Raw genomic sequence first — 15063 nt, 5'->3', positions numbered from 1 at the left:
CGCCTAGCCCTTCACGAACAGTTCGGATCGCTGCTCGAACAGCGTCCCGTCGGCCGAGCGGGCGGTGACCTTCACCATCCACTTGCCATGCCCCAGCGCCACATCGGCGGCGTAGAGGTCGCCCAAGGGCGCGAAGTCCGGCCAGAGATCCTCATTCGCCTCGGTCGTGCGCCCGATCAGCACCTGCAGCTCGCCCACCCGTACCGGCAGGCCCTTGCCATCGGTGAAGGCCAGCGTCATCCGCCCGCCGTCATAGGCGGGCTTCATCGTCCAGCCCAGCGCCTCCTGCGCCGCCTTGCGAGCCTCGAAGTCCTGGCTCGCGACATAGGAGTTCCCGACCTCCAGCCCCGGAAAGGTGGAGACCGCCTTCACCGCCAGAAGGACGTTCACCCCGATGATGACCGTAAAGGCCCCGGCGGTGATCGCGAACACATGCTTTCCGGTCAGCTCAGCCATCGCCGCCCTCCTTGCCGTTGAAGATCGTATCATGGTGGACGCGGTTCGTCGTGCCCTCTTCCGCGATCCACAGCCGCACATCGCTGTGGTGCGCGCGCGCCGCCGGGCTGTCGGGCGGTGCCGTGAGGTACAGGCGCTGCGACAGCGTCTCGTTCGCCGGGACCGTCACCACCAGCCCCTCCTGCCCTTCCAGCGACAGCGCCAGCGGCGCCTCGGAGTCCACCGTCAGCGCGAACTCGGCCGCCTCGCCCTGCATGTTGCGCAGCCGGATCTCGTAGGCGTTGCGGATCGACCCGTCGGACAGGGTCACGAAGGTCGGGTTGCGGACCGGCGTCACGTTCACGTCGATGGGCGAGCGCAGGAACAGCGCCACCACCAACCCGATGCCGATCCCGGCCCAGAGCACCGTGTAAAGCACGGTCCGCGGCCGGAACACATGCGCCCAGACCGATTTCGGCGGCTGGCCCTCGCGCTCGCGCAGCTCGTCGGTCAGCGCCAGATAGCCGATCAGGTCGCGCGGCTTGCCGATCTTGTCCATCACGTCGTTGCAGGCGTCGATGCAGAGGCCGCAGGTGATGCAGGCCATCTGCTGGCCATTGCGGATGTCGATCCCCATCGGGCAGACGTTCACGCAGGCCATGCAGTCGATGCAGTCGCCGTTACCCGCGACATTCGCCTTGCCGCGGGGTTCTCCGCGCCAGTCGCGATAGCCGATGGTCAGCGTGTCCTCGTCCACCATCGCGGCCTGGATGCGCGGCCAGGGGCAGGCATAGATGCAGATCTGCTCGCGCGCGAAACCGCCGAAGAAGAAGGTGGTCAGCGTCAGGACCAGCATGGTCGTATAGGCGATCGGATGCGCCTGGCCGCTCACCAGATCGCCGAGCAGCGTCGGCGCATCGGTGAAGTAGAAGATCCAGGCTCCGCCGGTGGCCAGGCCGATCAGGAGCCAGACCGTCCACTTGACCGCGCGCTTGCGGATCTTCTCGCCGTTCCAGACCTGCCGGTGCAGGCGCAGCCGCGCGTTGCGGTCGCCCTCGATCCAGCGTTCGACCAGGATGAACAGATCTGTCCACACCGTCTGCGGACAGGCATAGCCGCACCAGACCCGCCCCGCCGCACTGGTGAAGAGGAACAGCCCGAGCCCCGCCATGATCAGGAGGCCCGCGACGAAATAGAACTCGTGCGGCCAGATCTCGATCATGAAGAAGAAGAAGCGCCGGTTCGCCAGGTCGACCAGCACCGCCTGGTCCGGCAGGGCAGGCCCCCGGTCCCAGCGGATCCACGGCAGGATGTAGTAGATGCCCAGCGTCACCGCCATGATCCACCACTTGAGCGTGCGGAAGGTGCCCTTCACCCGGCGCGGAAAGACCGGCTCGCGGGCGGCGTAGAGAGAGGGGGCGGGATCTGGGTTGGACAAGGGAAAGCTCCTGAACCGGGCGCAGGGTCTGGCAGGCCCTGCTTCGGCCATTCACGGCCGGGGAACATTGACCTGTATCAATTATAAACTGGCGGCGAGTTCCGCCATGCGGCAAGGCGGCACAACTCGGCGTGAAGCGCGGCGCCGCCGAAAGGAACAGGGGACCCGAAGGCCCCCTGTCCGGTCGTCTCCGCGACGGCTTACTCGCCGCCGCCCTGACCGTGGACGAAATAGGCCACGGCGCGGATCTCGTCCTCGCTCAGCCGTCCGTTCCAGTTCGGCATGACGCCGAAACGGGCATTGGTCACCGTCTCGGTGATCGCGTCGCGCGAACCGCCATAGAGCCAGATCGCATCCGACAGCCTCGGCGCGCCCTGCGCCCGGTCGCCCGAGCCGTCCTCCATGTGGCAGGCCACGCAGTTGTCGGCAAAGACGATCGCCCCCTCTGCCGCCAGCGCCGCGTCATGCTCCTGCCCCGAAAGGGCAAGGACATGCTCGACCACCTGGGCGATCTGGGTCTCGTCCAGGATGCCATCCGTGCCGAACTTCGGCATCTCGGAATAGCGCGCATCGGCGTCGGTCGTGTTGCGGATGCCATGGGTGACGGTCAGGTGGATGTCCTCCATCGTCCCGCCCCAGAGCCAGTCGTTGTCCAGGAGGTTGGGATAGCCCACGAACCCCGCCGCGCCCGAGCCGTGGCATTGCGCGCAGTTGGTGCGGAACACCGCCGCCCCCGCCCGCGTGGCGAATTCGGCCAGGGCCGGATCCGCCGCGATGGCGTTCAGGTCGGCGGCGACCAGCTTCTCCTTGATCGCCGCGTTGGCCGAGTCCACCGCCGCGATCTCGGCCGCGACATCGGCCCGGGTGCTGGCCCCCAGAAGGCCCGGAGTGGCCTCCTTGATCAGCGGCCAGGCGGGATAGGCGATGGTATAGCCGATCCCCCAGACGATCGTGGCGTAGAACACCCAGACCCACCAGCGCGGCAGGGGGTTGTTGTATTCCTCGATGCCGTCCCACTGGTGGCCGGTCGTTTCCACCTGCCGGGGTTCATGCTTGATTGGCTTGGCGCACATCGCTCAGGCCTCCTTCTGGGCAGGGTTGCGGTCCGCAGGACTGTCGTCGTTGCGGAAGATCGAGCCGGCCACCTCCTGGTGCATCGCACGGCTGCCGGGCCGGAAGGCCCAGACGCAGAGCGCAAGGAACCCGAGCGTCATCGCCAGGAGGAACCAGCTGTCGGCCATGTGGCGCAGGAAGGAATAGGTTTCCATTTCGGTTCCCTCCCCCTCAGCGATTGGCCACGGGCGTGAAGGTCGAGAAATCGACCATCGTCCCCAGCACCTGGATATAGGCGATCAGCGCGTCCATCTCGGTCAGCTCCGGCTGGCCGTCGAAGTTGCGCACGTTCACCGCATGGCCGAAGGCCCCGGCGCCGTAACGCTCCTCCAGCCCCGAGGGATCGCCGTTCGGATCGGCCTGGGCGGCAAAGTCGGCCCGGGCATTGGCGACCATCTCGTCGGTATAGGGCACGCCGGTCATCCGGTGCGTCTCGACGACGTCCTGGATGTATTTCCCGTCGATCTCCCGGTTCGCCAGGAAGCCATAGGGCGGCATCACCGATTCCGGCACCACCGACTTGGCGTCGTGGAAGTGGTCCTGGTGCCATTCGTCGGAATAGCGCCCGCCGACCCGCGCCAGGTCCGGCCCGGTGCGCTTGGACCCCCACTGGAACGGCCGGTCGTACATCGACTCGGCCGCCAGGCTGTAGTGGCCGTAGCGTTCCACCTCGTCGCGCATCGGGCGGATCATCTGGCTGTGGCAGCCATAGCAGCCCTCGCGGACATAGATGTCCCGCCCGGCCAGTTCCAGCGGCGTGTAGGGCCGCACGCCCTCCACCTTCTCGATCGTGTTCTCGAGGTAGAACAGCGGCACGATCTGCACGATCCCCCCGATGGTCACGACCAGAAGGCTGAGCACCATCAGAAGCGTGGCGTGGGTTTCGATTGCCTTGTGCTTGTCAAGGAAAGCCATTGTCCTGTCCCCTTATTCCGCCGGAACCGCCGAGTGCTGCGTCGCCCTTGCAGGGTGCGCGCGCACCGTCATCCACAGGTTCCAGCACATGATCAGCGCGCCCGTCAGGAACAGCAGCCCCCCCGTCGCCCGCACCACATACATCGGGAACTTCGCGGCCACCGTGTCGGCGAAGGCGTTCACCAGGAAGCCGTTCGCATCCACTTCGCGCCACATCAGGCCCTCCATGATCCCCGTCACCCACATCGACGAGGCGTAGAGCACGATCCCGATCGTCGCGAGCCAGAAGTGCCAACTCACCAGCTTGAGGCTGTACAGCCGCTCACGGTTCCACAGCCGCGGCACCAGGTAGTAGAGGACGCCGAAGGTGATCATCCCGTTCCAGCCCAAGGCGCCGGAATGGACGTGGCCGATGGTCCAGTCGGTGTAGTGGCTCAGCGAGTTCACCGCCTTGATCGACATCATCGGCCCTTCGAAGGTCGACATGCCGTAGAAGCCGATGGAGACGACCATCATCCGGATGATCGGATCGGTGCGGAGCTTGTCCCAGGCGCCCGAAAGCGTCATCAGGCCGTTGATCATGCCACCCCAGGACGGCATCCACAGGATCACCGAGAACACCATGCCCAGCGTCGAGGCCCAGTCGGGCAGCGCGGTGTAGTGCAGGTGGTGCGGACCGGCCCAGATATAAAGGAAGATCAGCGCCCAGAAGTGGATGATCGACAGCTTGTAGCTGTAGACCGGACGCTCGGCCTGCTTCGGGACGAAGTAGTACATCATCCCCAGGAAGCCCGCGGTCAGGAAGAAGCCCACCGCGTTGTGGCCATACCACCACTGCACCATCGCATCCTGCACGCCGGCATAGGCCTGCACCTGCGCCGAGCCGAAGATCGACACCGGGATCGCGGCGTTGTTCACCAGGTGCAGCATCGCGACGGTCAGGATCATCGACAGCAGGAACCAGTTCGCCACGTAGATATGGGGCTCTTTCCGCTTGAAAAGCGTGCCCATGAAGGCGACCAGAAGGCCGACCCAGACCGCGGTGATCAGGATGTCGACGTACCAGACGGGTTCCGCATATTCCTTGCTCTGCGTCGCCCCCAGCACATAGCCCGAGGCCGCGAGCACGATCACCAGCTGCCAGCCCCAGAACACGAACCAGCCCAGCGACCCGCCGAACAGCCGCGTCGCGCAGGTGCGCTGCACGATGTAGAACGAGGACATGATCAGCGCGTTGCCGCCGAAGGCGAAGATCACCGCGCTGGTGTGCAAGGGCCGCAGACGGCCGAAGTTGCCATAGCCCTGCAGGAATTCGAAGTTCAGCTGCGGAAAGGCCAGCTGCAGCGCGATGATCACGCCGACCAGAAAGCCCACCGCGCCCCAGAAGGCCGTGGCGATGGCGCCGGCCCGGACCACGCTGTCGAAATATTCGTGGCGCCGGTCGGGCTTCACGTCGCCCGCCGTCCGCAAGACCCAGAGGAAGGCGATGCCTGCGGCCAGCATCACCGTGATCGCATTGACCTGATAGGCCAGGTCATGGGCATAGTTGGCCGCGATCGCGGCGCAGACCGCGACCAGGCCAAGCCCTGCCAGTTTCAGATAGTCCCACATACTTTGTCCCTTCGTCCTGTCTGCCCCAGGGGCCCGAATCGGATTCGGACCCCATGCGGGGCATTTCGACACCGTGTCTTCTGCTGTGCAGCATCATCATGCGACATGATCTGAATCAAGTCGCCCCAAGGTTGCCCTTGACCTGCGTCAATGCGGCCACGAGGCTGCGGCGCAACACTGCTTCATCAGCAAGGAGATCCCCCATGGCCTACAAATCGCTCCTCACCATCGCGGCCTCGCCCGAGGGACTTCTGGCCCCGGTTTCGGCCGCAGCCCAGATCGCAGTGCGGACCGATGCCCACCTCGACGCCTTGGCGCTCGGCGTGGACCGTACCCAGGTCGGCTATTCCTATGTCGGCTCGGGCGCGGTGATGATCGCCGCCGCGATGGACCGCGCCGAGGCCGAGGCGCGCGAGGCCGAGGCCGCGCTGAACGCCGCCCTCGGCTCCCAGTCGCCCGACCTGCGCTACGGCGTCGAGTCGGTCGTGACCCAGCTCGGCGCGCTGACCGATGTGGTCGCCGCCCGCGCGCGCTATGCCGACCTGGTGGTCCTGCCCCTGCCCTATGGCAAGACCCGCGGCGTCGAGGACGAGGCCCTGACCGAGGCCGCGCTCTTCGAGGGCATGGCCCCGGTCCTCGTGGTGCCCGAGGCGGGGATGAAATCCAGCGACCCGCGCCGGATCGTCGTCGCCTGGAATCAAAGCCGCGAGGCCCTGGTCGCCGCCCGCCGCTCGATGCCCTTCCTGCGCCGGGCCGAGAATGTGCAGATCGTGGTGATCGACCCGCCGTCCCATGGGCCGGAACGGTCGGACCCGGGCGGGCTTCTGTGCCAGTATCTCGTGCGCCATGGCGTCCGCGCCGAGGTCACGGTGCTGGCCAAGTCCTTGCCCCGCGTCTCGGACGTTCTGGCGCGCCACCTGCGCGATGTCGACGCCGAGATGCTGGTGATGGGCGCCTACGGCCATTCCCGCTTCCGCGAGGCGATCATGGGCGGCGCGACCCGCGACATGCTGGAAGGCGCCGCGATCCCGGTCTTCCTGGCGCATTGACCCGGACAGGCGGCCGTCCTCGGGGCATCGAGCCCCTCGGACGGCGTTGCCAGGGAAAGCCGCAGCGGCGGAGCGCCTACCAAAAGGGCGCGCCGCCGGAAGCGGGGCGCGGAATTTTCAAAAATTCCGTCTCGGAACCTGTAGGTTCCGTCCCGATTTCTTCAAAGAAATCGGCGCCCCGTTCGAAACCGCCCCGACCGTCAGGCCGGTGCCCGGATCCGCCCTTCGGCCACCGGCACCGCGCCGCCGCTGATCCGGACCTCGACCAGCCGTCCCGCCGCCACGCGGGCGCGCAGCCCGATCTCGCTCGGCCGTCCCATCTCCACGCCCTGGCGCAGTTCCACTCGTGTTTCCCCCTCGCCCAGCGCATCCGAAGCCAGCAACTGCGCCGCCAGGATCGCGCTGGCCGAGCCCGTCGCGGGGTCCTCCGGGATCCCCGCGGTGGGCGAGAACATCCGGGCGCGGAAGGCGCAATCCTCGCCGGTCGTGTAAAGGTAGATGCTGTCCACCCCAGCCGCCCGCATCTGTTCCGACCAGAAGGGTTCGATCGGCCGCGCCCGGCCCAGCGCCGCCAGCGAGGCGACGGGAGCGTAAAGGAAGCGCGGCCCGCCCTGCCAGAGGCCCGGCCGATGCCCGGCAAAGCCGATCTCGCCCGCCTCCAGCCCCAGCGCCGCCGCCAGCCGCTTGTGGTCCAGCGCCGCGTCGCGGTCCGGTGCATCCGTCACCCCATGCGGCAGCACCGGGGCCAGGAACTCGGCACGGACCTCCTCGCCGCGGCGCCAGACCCGCACCGGGACCAGGCCGGCCGCCTCCTCCAGCACCAGGTCGCGGTCGAAATCGCCCACCGCGCCGGCCGAGGCCAGATGGATCGCGCAGCCGATCGTCGGATGGCCGGCAAAGGGGATCTCGGCTGTCGGGAAGAAGATGCGCACCCTTGCGGCATGGGCCGGATCGGCCGGGGCCTGGACGAAGATCGTCTCGGACAGGTTGAACTCGCGCGCGAGGGTCTGCATCTGCGCCGGGCTCAGCCCGTCGGCCTCAAGAACGATGGCCAGCGGATTGCCCGCAAAGGGCCGGTCGGTGAAGACATCGCAGGTTTGGAAGGTCAGCATGGCGCGGCTCTCAGCCTTGCGTCGGGTTAACGGATCCTGAACGCCCGCAGGCAAGCCTTTGATTATCCTTGCCTGGCAGGACTGTCCACGCGTGGACAGTCAGACCGGCAGCCCGCCGTCGGTATCGTCCCCGGCCTCCTCCAGAAGCCGGTCGATGTCCGGGATGCTGACATGCCGGTTCCCCTCCAGCGTGATCACCCCGTCCTTCTTCAGCGCGCTGATCTGCCGGCTGACCGTCTCGAGGGTCAGGCCGAGATAATCCGCCATTTCCTCCCGCGTGAGGGGCAGGTCCACCGAAAGATTCCCCGAGGCCTTCTTCTTGTGCAGCGCCGCCTCGCGCCGGGCGATGATCGAGATCAGCGAGGCGATCTTCTCCCGCGCGGTCTTGCGGCCGAGAAGCAGCATCCATTCCCGCGCCGCGTCCAGCTCGTCCAGGGTCATCTCCAGCAGACGCTGGGCGACGTGGGGCGTCTCGGCGATCAGGGTCTCGAAGGGTTTCTTGCGGAAGCAGCACATCACCACATCGGTGGTGGCGGTCACGTCGAAGGCCGCCGTCGACCGCCCCGGCCGTCCGACGAAATCCGAGGGCAGCAGGAGGCCGACCATCTGCCGCCGTCCGTCCTCCATCGTCTGGGTCAGGCTGGCGATCCCGCTCACGACCGAGCCGACGAAATCCATCCGGTCCCCCGACCAGATGATCGTCTGCCCCGCCTGGAAGCTGCGGTAGTACTTGATCTGCTCCAGCTCGGCGAGTTCGTCCGTATCGCACCGGGCGCAAACCGCGCGGTGCCGGATGGGGCAATCGCCGCATTGGACATGCACGAAGTGGTCTTGCATCCGGTGCTCCCAAATTGATTTGCGTCAAGGCGACTTGGGACGCAGCCGCTAATGTAGCCGCATGACCCACGATCCGCAACTCGCCCGCCTGGGGCTATTCGACGCGCGCGTGCCGCGCTACACTTCCTATCCGACCGCGCCGCATTTCGGCGCCTCGGTCAACGCCGGAGATTTCACCGACTGGATCGAGGCCGTGCCCGAGGGCAGCCAGATCTCGCTCTACGTCCACGTGCCCTTCTGCCGCCGGCTGTGCTGGTTCTGCGCCTGCCGGACCCAGGGCACGACGTCGAACGATCCGGTCAACGCCTATGTCGAGATGCTGCTGCTCGAGCTGGCCATGCTTGCCCGGCACCTGCCGCGCGGCGTCAGCCTTTCGCGGCTGCATTGGGGCGGGGGCACGCCGACGCTGCTGGACCCCGAGCGGATGACGCGGCTGGCCGAGGCGATCTTCAGGGTCGCGCCGATGGCCGCCGAAGGCGAATTCTCGGTCGAGATCGACCCGAACGAGATCGACGATCCCCGGCTGGATGCGCTGGCCGCCGCCGGGATGAACCGCGCCTCGATCGGGGTGCAGGACTTCGACCCGATGATCCAGAAGGCGATCGGCCGCGAGCAGAGCTACCAGCTGACCCGCGACGTGGTGGAACGCATCCGCGCCCGGGGCATCGGCAGCCTGAACGCCGACATCCTCTATGGCCTGCCGCACCAGACCGGGCCGCGCATCGCCGATTCGGTGCAGAAGCTCCTGACGCTCTCGCCCGACCGGGTGGCGCTTTACGGCTATGCCCATGTGCCCTGGATGAGCCGGCGGCAGCAGATGATCCCCTCGGACACGATGCCCACCCCGCAGGAGCGGCTTGACCTGTTCGAGACGGCGCGGCAGCTTTTCCTCTGGGACGGCTACCGGGAGATCGGCATCGACCATTTCGCCAAGCCCGAGGACGGCATGGCCAGGGCCCATGCGGCGGGTCGGCTGCGGCGGAACTTCCAGGGCTATACCGACGACACCTCGCCGGTGCTGATCGGGATCGGGGCCTCGTCGATCTCGCGCTTTCCGCAGGGTTTCGCGCAGAATGCGGCGGCGACGGCCGCGCATGTGAAGGCGATCCGCGAGGGGCGCTTCTCGGTCCACAAGGGGCACCGCTTCTCGGGCGAGGATACGCTGCGCGCCCGGATCATCGAGGCGCTGATGTGCGATTTCGCCGTCCGCCGGGAGGAACTTCTGTCGCGCTTCGCCACTACGGACGAGCATCTGGAGACCCTGTTCCAGGCGGCGAAGAAGACGTTCGGCGACATGGTGCAGGTGACGGAGGAGGGATTCTTCATCCCCGAGCGCGCCCGTCCCCTGACCCGGATGATCGCCCGTGCCTTCGATGCCTATGACAGCGCCCAGGCGCGGCATTCGTCAGCGGTGTGAGGCGCAAAAGTTTTCGAAAACTTTTGCAAAATCCTTCGAAGGATTTTGGTCCCGGCCGCGCCGGTCAGGCCCGGTCCAGCCGGGTGAGAAGCTCGACCTGTCGCGGCAGGCAGACCGAGCGGAGGTCATATTGCTCCCGAGCCATCTGCCGCGCGGTCTCGCGCATCTGCAGGTAGGCCTCGGGCCGGGCCAGGGCATCGGCAAGGGCATCCGACCAGCCCCGCACGTCGAAGAAATCGACCAGACGCCCGTTCACGCCGTCCTGGATCACCTCGGCCACCGGGGCGGTGTCCGAGCCGATCACCAGCGTTCCGGCGGCCAGCGTCTCGACCATCGACCAGGAGAGCACGAAGGGATAGGTCAGATAGGCATGGGCCCGGCTGACATGGATCAGGTCGACCAGCCGGTCATAGGGCAGCTTGCCGGTGAAATGCACGCGCGAGAGGTCGAGGCGATCCTTCACCTCGTCCAGGAAGACGTCCTTCCAGGTTCCTTCCTTCGGCGGCTGGCCGTAGCTGACCCCGTCGCCGCCGACGATCACGACCCGGGCCTGCGGCCGGGCGGCCAGCACGGCCGGCAGGGCGCGCATGAAGATGTGGTAGCCGCGATAGGGTTCGAGGTTGCGGTTGACGAAGGTCAGCACTTCGTCCCCGCGCCGGAGCTGGCGGCCATCGGGCAGGGTGAAGCGGGCCGCCGGGTCGGGGGCCAGCCGGTCGCAGTCGACGCCGTCGAAGATCACCTCGATCAGGCGGCGCAGGGCGGGGGGGTGGCTGTCGGCCTGCCAAAGGGTCGGCGAAATACCCCGGTCGGCATGGAGCAGCGCTTGGCCGAGATGCGCGGCGCGACCCTGGGCGATCATCGCCTGGTCGAAGCCGCGGCGCTGGAACTCCGGGTCGAAGCCGGAATCGGCACCCTCTCCGCGATAGTAGAATTCGGCGAAGACCAGCAGCCGCGCCTCGGGCCAGACCTCTTTCAGGAACAGGGTCTCGCCCCAGCCGGAATGGCCGTAGATCACGTCCGGCACATAGCCCTGGGCGCGCAACTGACGGGCGAAGCGGGCGACGGTGACGCCCCGGTCGCTCATCGTGGTGTAGTTGCGGCCAAGGCGGGTATGCTGCGGCTCGACCGGGGCGGGCTTGAAGTCGTAGCGCAAAAGCGGCACCGGCGAGGGGTTGCGGTTCGCCGCATCGGTGAGGGCGCGGACGTCATGGCCAAGGCGCTGCATCTCGGGCGCGAGGTGCAGGAACTGGGCGGGAAAGTTCTGGTGGACGAAGAGAAGCTTCAAGATCCGGTCCCGAAGGCTGCCGCCATCAGAGCCTTGGTGTAATCGGATTGAGGTTTGGTGAATACCGCCTCGCAGGGGCCGCTTTCCACCACGTCGCCGGCCCGCATCACGATGACCTGATGCGCCATGGCGCGGATCACCCGCAGGTCGTGGCTGATGAAGAGGTAGGCGAGGCCCCATTTGCGCTGCAGCGCGCGCAGAAGCTCGACGATCTGGACCTGTACCGTCATGTCCAAGGCCGAGGTCGGCTCGTCCAGCACCACCAGCTTGGGGCGCAGGATCATCGCGCGGGCGATGGCGATGCGCTGGCGCTGGCCGCCGGAGAATTCATGCGGGTAGCGGCCCATGGTGGTCGGGTCGAGGCCGACCTCGGCCATGATCTCGGCCACCATTTCGGTCCGGTTGCGGCCGGGTTCCACCCCGTGGACGCCCAAGCCTTCGGCGATGATCTGCTCGACCGTCATCCGGGGCGAGAGGCTGCCGTAGGGGTCCTGGAACACGACCTGCATCTCGCGCCTTATGGCACGCAGGGCGGCCCCATTGCGGTCGCGCAGATCGCGGCCGAGGAAGGCGACCTTCCCCTCCGACCCGATCAGCTGCAGGATCCCCAGCGCCATCGTCGTCTTGCCCGAGCCGCTTTCGCCGACGATGCCCAGCGTCTCGCCGGCGCGGACGGCGATGGTCGCGTCGTTCACCGCCTTCACATGGCCCACGGTGCGGCGCAGGAAGCCCTTCTGGATCGGGAACCAGACGCGGAGGTGTTCGGTCGCCACGATCTCGGGCGCGCCGGGGGGGACGGGATCGGGGCCGCCCCGCTGCTCGGCGGCCAAGAGCTTCCGCGTATAGGGATGCTGCGGATTGGCGAAGATCTCGGCGGTCGGGCCCTGCTCGACGATCTCGCCGCCCTGCATGACGCAGACCCGGTCGGCGATGCGGCGGACGATGTTCAGGTCGTGGGTGATGAAGAGAAGGCTCAGCCCCTCGGCCCGTTTCAGATCGGCCAGAAGGTCGAGGATCTGCGCCTGGATCGTCACGTCCAGCGCGGTGGTGGGCTCGTCGGCGACCAGAAGCTCGGGCCCGTTGGCCAGCGCCATGGCGATCATCACCCGCTGGCGCTGGCCGCCGGAAAGCTGGTGCGGATAGGCGCCGAGGCGGCTTTCGGCGTCGCGGATGCCGACCTTGTCCATCAGCTCGATGATCCGCGCGCGCGCCCTGTCGCCGGTCAGGCCCTGGTGCAGGGCCAGGCTTTCGCCAAGTTGCCTCTCGATCGTGTGCAGCGGGTTGAGGGAGGTCATCGGCTCCTGGAAGATGAAGCTGATGTCGTTGCCCCGGACCTTGCGCAGGGCGGGCTCGCTGGCGCCCAGCATCTGCGTGCCGCGATAGGTGACCGAGCCGGTGACCTGCGCGTTGTCGCCCAGAAGCCCGACGGTCGAGAGCGCCGTGACCGACTTGCCCGAGCCGCTTTCGCCGACCAGCGCCACCGTCTCGCCCTTGGAGACGGCGAAGCTGACCCCCTTCACCGCCTCGATCACCCTTCCGTCCTGGCGGAAGCTGACCTTCAGGTCGCGAACCTCGAGAACGCTCATCCGCCCGCCCTCATCTGAACGTCTTCCGCGGGTCGAAGGCATCGCGCACGCCCTCGAAGATGAAGACCAAGAGCGAGAGCATGATGGCGAAGGTGAAGAAGGACACGAAGGCCAGGTGCGGCGACTGCAGGTTCTGCTGCGCCTGCCGCGACAGCTGCCCCAGCGAGGGCGAGCTGGAGGGCAGGCCGAAGCCCAGGTAGTCGAGCATGGCGAGCGAGCCGATGGTGCCGGTGATGATGAACGGCAGCATGGTCAGGGTGGCGACCATGGCGTTCGGCAGGAGATGGCGGAACATGATCTGCAGGTCGGGCACGCCCAGCGCGCGGGCGGCGCGGACATATTCGAAGTTCCGCGCCCGCAGGAATTCGGCCCGGACGACGCCGACGAGGGCGGTCCAGCCGAAGACCACCATCAGCAGCACCATCAGCCAGAAGCTCTTCGACCAGACCGCGGTGACGATGATGATGACGTAAAGCGTCGGGACCGAGGACCAGAGCTCGATCACCCGCTGGAAGATCAGGTCCGTCCGGCCGCCGAAATAGCCCTGAACCGCGCCGGCCGCGATGCCGATCACCGAGGTCAGCAAGGTGACGATCAGCGCGAAGGTGACGGAGAGGCGGAAGCCGTAGATCACCCGCGCCGCCACGTCGCGGCTGGTGTCGTCGGTGCCCAGCCAGTTCTGCGCCGTGGGCGGGCCGGGGGCGACGCCGCCGGTATCGACGATCGTGTTGTAGCTGTAGGGGATCGGCGGCCAGAGGATCCAGCCCCGGTTCACGGCCTCGCCGGCGGCGGTGCCCTTCTCCTGCACTTCGGCGATGATGCCCTCGGGATCGTCCCAGCAGTCCAGCGAGCCGGCGGCGAGGATCAGGCATTGCACCTCGACCGTGGAATATTTCGCCTCGGTCCGGAGGTCGCCACCGAAGGCGGTCTCGGGGTAGAAGTTGAACACCGGCAGGTAATAGCCGCCGTCGTAGCGGACGAGGGCGGGGCGGTCGTTGGCGATCAGTTCGGCCCCCAGCGACAGGCCATAGAGGACCAGGAACAGCCAGAGCGACCAGAACGCCCGCCGGTTGGCCTTGAAGTTGCGCCAGCGGCGCTGGTTCAGGGGTGAAAGCGCCATCAGCCGCGCCTCTCGAAGTCGATGCGCGGGTCGACCAGCACATACATCAGGTCCGACAGGATGCCGACGACCAGCCCGATCAGGCCGAAGGCGAAGAGCGTGCCGAAGATCACCGGATAGTCCCGCTCGACCGCCGAGCGATAGCCGAGCTGGCCGAGGCCATCGAGCGAGAAGATGAACTCGATGATCAGGCTGGAGCCGAAGAACACCCCCAGGAACAGGCTGGGGAAGCCCGCGATCACGATCAGCATGGCGTTGCGGAAGACATGGCCGTACAGCACCCGCGCCTCGGACAGGCCCTTGGCGCGGGCGGTCATCACATAGTGCTTCTTGATCTCGTCCAGGAAGCTGTTCTTGGTCAGCAGCGTCAGCGTGGCGAAGGCCGAGATCAGCTGCGCCGTCACCGGCAGGATGATGTGCCAGAGGTAGTCGGTGACCTTCTGCCAGAGGGGGAAGCTCTCCCACCCTTCCGAGGTCAGGCCGCGCAACGGGAACCACTGGAAATAGCTGCCGCCGGCAAAGACCACCATCAGCATGATCGCGAACAGGAAGCCGGGAATCGCATAGGCCGCGATGATGATGCCGGAGGTCCAGGTGTCGAAGCTGGAGCCGTCGCGCACCGCCTTGCGGATGCCCAGCGGGATCGAGACCAGATAGGCGATCAGCGTGGACCACAGGCCCAGCGTGATCGAGACCGGCATCTTTTCCAGCACGAGGTCGACGACCGAGATCGAGCGGAAATAGCTTTGGCCGAAATCGAAGTTCAGGTAGTTCCCCATCATGATGAAGAACCGCTCGTAGGCCGGGATCGGCTCCTTGTGGCACTCGGGGGCCTTGATCGACGGCGTGCCGGTGAAGCCCTCGTCGCAGGTGATGCGGGCGAAACCGAACTGGACCTCGAGCTTGGCCAGGAATTCGGGCGGCAGGCCGCGGGCGCCGACATAGCCGCTGTCGTCTTCCTGGACGCCGCCGCCTTCGCCGCCCGCGATGTTCTGGATCGAATCCCCCTCGCCCTCGAACCGGGCGCGGATCTGGTCGATGGGGCCGCCGGGGACGAACTGGGTCAGCGCGAAGTTGATCACCATCACGCCAAACAGCGTCGGGATCACCAAGAGCAAGCGGCGAAGGATATAGGCGCCCAAGGT

At 67.0% G+C, this 15063-nt stretch carries 14 protein-coding genes; 2 read left to right on the top strand and 12 right to left on the bottom strand.

Features of this window, described 5'->3' with window-relative positions; translation table 11 throughout:
- Positions 1-3: 3 nt before the first annotated feature.
- From I7S92_RS05735 to ccoN, 6 genes are all read right to left on the bottom strand, one after another.
- Entirely contained in the window at positions 4-456 is a 453-nt protein-coding gene (locus tag I7S92_RS05735) for a FixH family protein (RefSeq protein ID WP_197642532.1), read from the bottom strand.
- Positions 449-1873: a cytochrome c oxidase accessory protein CcoG gene (gene ccoG, locus I7S92_RS05730; protein ID WP_197642531.1), complete on the bottom strand. Its 1425-nt coding sequence runs from the start codon at positions 1871-1873 to the stop codon at positions 449-451. The genes I7S92_RS05735 and ccoG overlap by 8 nt, the downstream gene beginning before the upstream one ends.
- A gap of 200 nt (positions 1874-2073) precedes the next feature.
- Positions 2074-2946, bottom strand: coding sequence for a cytochrome-c oxidase, cbb3-type subunit III (gene ccoP / locus I7S92_RS05725; RefSeq protein WP_197642530.1), 873 nt, complete (start codon positions 2944-2946; stop codon positions 2074-2076).
- A 3-nt stretch (positions 2947-2949) separates the two neighbouring features.
- Positions 2950-3141 (bottom strand): cbb3-type cytochrome c oxidase subunit 3, encoded by a 192-nt coding sequence (locus I7S92_RS05720; RefSeq protein WP_197642529.1) that lies wholly within the window; start codon positions 3139-3141, stop codon positions 2950-2952.
- A 16-nt stretch (positions 3142-3157) separates the two neighbouring features.
- On the bottom strand, positions 3158-3901 hold the full coding sequence (ccoO, locus tag I7S92_RS05715) for a cytochrome-c oxidase, cbb3-type subunit II (protein ID WP_197642528.1): 744 nt from the start codon (positions 3899-3901) through the stop codon (positions 3158-3160).
- Positions 3902-3913: 12 nt separating this feature from the next.
- Entirely contained in the window at positions 3914-5512 is a 1599-nt protein-coding gene (ccoN, locus tag I7S92_RS05710; RefSeq protein ID WP_197642527.1) for a cytochrome-c oxidase, cbb3-type subunit I, read from the bottom strand.
- A gap of 203 nt (positions 5513-5715) precedes the next feature.
- Here ccoN and I7S92_RS05705 point away from each other — a divergent pair, with 203 nt between their 5' ends.
- A complete protein-coding gene (locus I7S92_RS05705; protein WP_197642526.1) occupies positions 5716-6561 on the top strand; it encodes a universal stress protein in 846 nt (281 codons plus the stop codon).
- 200 nt (positions 6562-6761) lie between these two features.
- On the opposite strand, the gene I7S92_RS05700 is transcribed toward I7S92_RS05705, so the two are convergent.
- The gene (locus I7S92_RS05700; RefSeq protein WP_197642525.1) at positions 6762-7673 is read right to left on the bottom strand and encodes a PhzF family phenazine biosynthesis protein; all 912 of its coding nucleotides are present in this window, start codon (positions 7671-7673) and stop codon (positions 6762-6764) included.
- Between the two features lie 99 nt (positions 7674-7772).
- Positions 7773-8510, bottom strand: a complete 738-nt coding sequence (gene fnrL / locus I7S92_RS05695; RefSeq protein ID WP_197642524.1) for a transcriptional regulator FnrL — start codon at positions 8508-8510, stop codon at positions 7773-7775.
- Positions 8511-8571: 61 nt separating this feature from the next.
- Here fnrL and hemN point away from each other — a divergent pair, with 61 nt between their 5' ends.
- Positions 8572-9927, top strand: coding sequence for an oxygen-independent coproporphyrinogen III oxidase (hemN, locus tag I7S92_RS05690; RefSeq protein ID WP_197642523.1), 1356 nt, complete (start codon positions 8572-8574; stop codon positions 9925-9927).
- Positions 9928-9991: 64 nt separating this feature from the next.
- On the opposite strand, the gene I7S92_RS05685 is transcribed toward hemN, so the two are convergent.
- Genes I7S92_RS05685 through I7S92_RS05670 form a run of 4 tightly spaced genes read right to left on the bottom strand, consistent with a single transcriptional unit; the run spans position 9992 to position 15060 of the window.
- Complete coding sequence (locus I7S92_RS05685) at positions 9992-11212, bottom strand: glycosyltransferase (RefSeq protein WP_197642522.1); 1221 nt, start codon at positions 11210-11212, stop codon at positions 9992-9994.
- The gene (locus I7S92_RS05680) at positions 11209-12798 is read right to left on the bottom strand and encodes an ABC transporter ATP-binding protein (protein ID WP_197642521.1); all 1590 of its coding nucleotides are present in this window, start codon (positions 12796-12798) and stop codon (positions 11209-11211) included. Before I7S92_RS05680 ends, I7S92_RS05685 begins: the two co-directional genes overlap by 4 nt.
- Before the next feature lie 10 nt (positions 12799-12808).
- The gene (locus I7S92_RS05675) at positions 12809-13918 is read right to left on the bottom strand and encodes an ABC transporter permease (RefSeq protein WP_197642520.1); all 1110 of its coding nucleotides are present in this window, start codon (positions 13916-13918) and stop codon (positions 12809-12811) included.
- Positions 13918-15060, bottom strand: a complete 1143-nt coding sequence (locus I7S92_RS05670) for a microcin C ABC transporter permease YejB (RefSeq protein WP_197642519.1) — start codon at positions 15058-15060, stop codon at positions 13918-13920. Before I7S92_RS05670 ends, I7S92_RS05675 begins: the two co-directional genes overlap by 1 nt.
- Between the last annotated feature and the right edge of the window lie 3 nt (positions 15061-15063).

The sequence above is a fragment of the Tabrizicola soli genome (assembly GCF_015999335.1).
Taxonomy (GTDB): Bacteria; Pseudomonadota; Alphaproteobacteria; order Rhodobacterales; family Rhodobacteraceae; genus Tabrizicola; species Tabrizicola soli.
The sequence above is the reverse complement of the archived record's forward strand: the minus strand, read 5'-3'. Positions and strand labels throughout refer to the sequence as shown.

What these genes read in the sequence shown, in the direction of transcription:
- I7S92_RS05700 (WP_197642525.1), bottom strand. Translation starts at nt 7,673, where the DNA reads ATGCTGACCTTCCAAACCTGCGATGTCTTCACCGACCGGCCCTTTGCG.
- I7S92_RS05720 (WP_197642529.1), bottom strand. Translation starts at nt 3,141, where the DNA reads ATGGAAACCTATTCCTTCCTGCGCCACATGGCCGACAGCTGGTTCCTC.
- ccoO (WP_197642528.1), bottom strand. Translation starts at nt 3,901, where the DNA reads ATGGCTTTCCTTGACAAGCACAAGGCAATCGAAACCCACGCCACGCTT.
- ccoN (WP_197642527.1), bottom strand. Translation starts at nt 5,512, where the DNA reads ATGTGGGACTATCTGAAACTGGCAGGGCTTGGCCTGGTCGCGGTCTGC.
- I7S92_RS05705 (WP_197642526.1), top strand. Translation starts at nt 5,716, where the DNA reads ATGGCCTACAAATCGCTCCTCACCATCGCGGCCTCGCCCGAGGGACTT.
- hemN (WP_197642523.1), top strand. Translation starts at nt 8,572, where the DNA reads ATGACCCACGATCCGCAACTCGCCCGCCTGGGGCTATTCGACGCGCGC.
- fnrL (WP_197642524.1), bottom strand. Translation starts at nt 8,510, where the DNA reads ATGCAAGACCACTTCGTGCATGTCCAATGCGGCGATTGCCCCATCCGG.
- I7S92_RS05735 (WP_197642532.1), bottom strand. Translation starts at nt 456, where the DNA reads ATGGCTGAGCTGACCGGAAAGCATGTGTTCGCGATCACCGCCGGGGCC.
- I7S92_RS05675 (WP_197642520.1), bottom strand. Translation starts at nt 13,918, where the DNA reads ATGGCGCTTTCACCCCTGAACCAGCGCCGCTGGCGCAACTTCAAGGCC.
- I7S92_RS05680 (WP_197642521.1), bottom strand. Translation starts at nt 12,798, where the DNA reads ATGAGCGTTCTCGAGGTTCGCGACCTGAAGGTCAGCTTCCGCCAGGAC.
- ccoP (WP_197642530.1), bottom strand. Translation starts at nt 2,946, where the DNA reads ATGTGCGCCAAGCCAATCAAGCATGAACCCCGGCAGGTGGAAACGACC.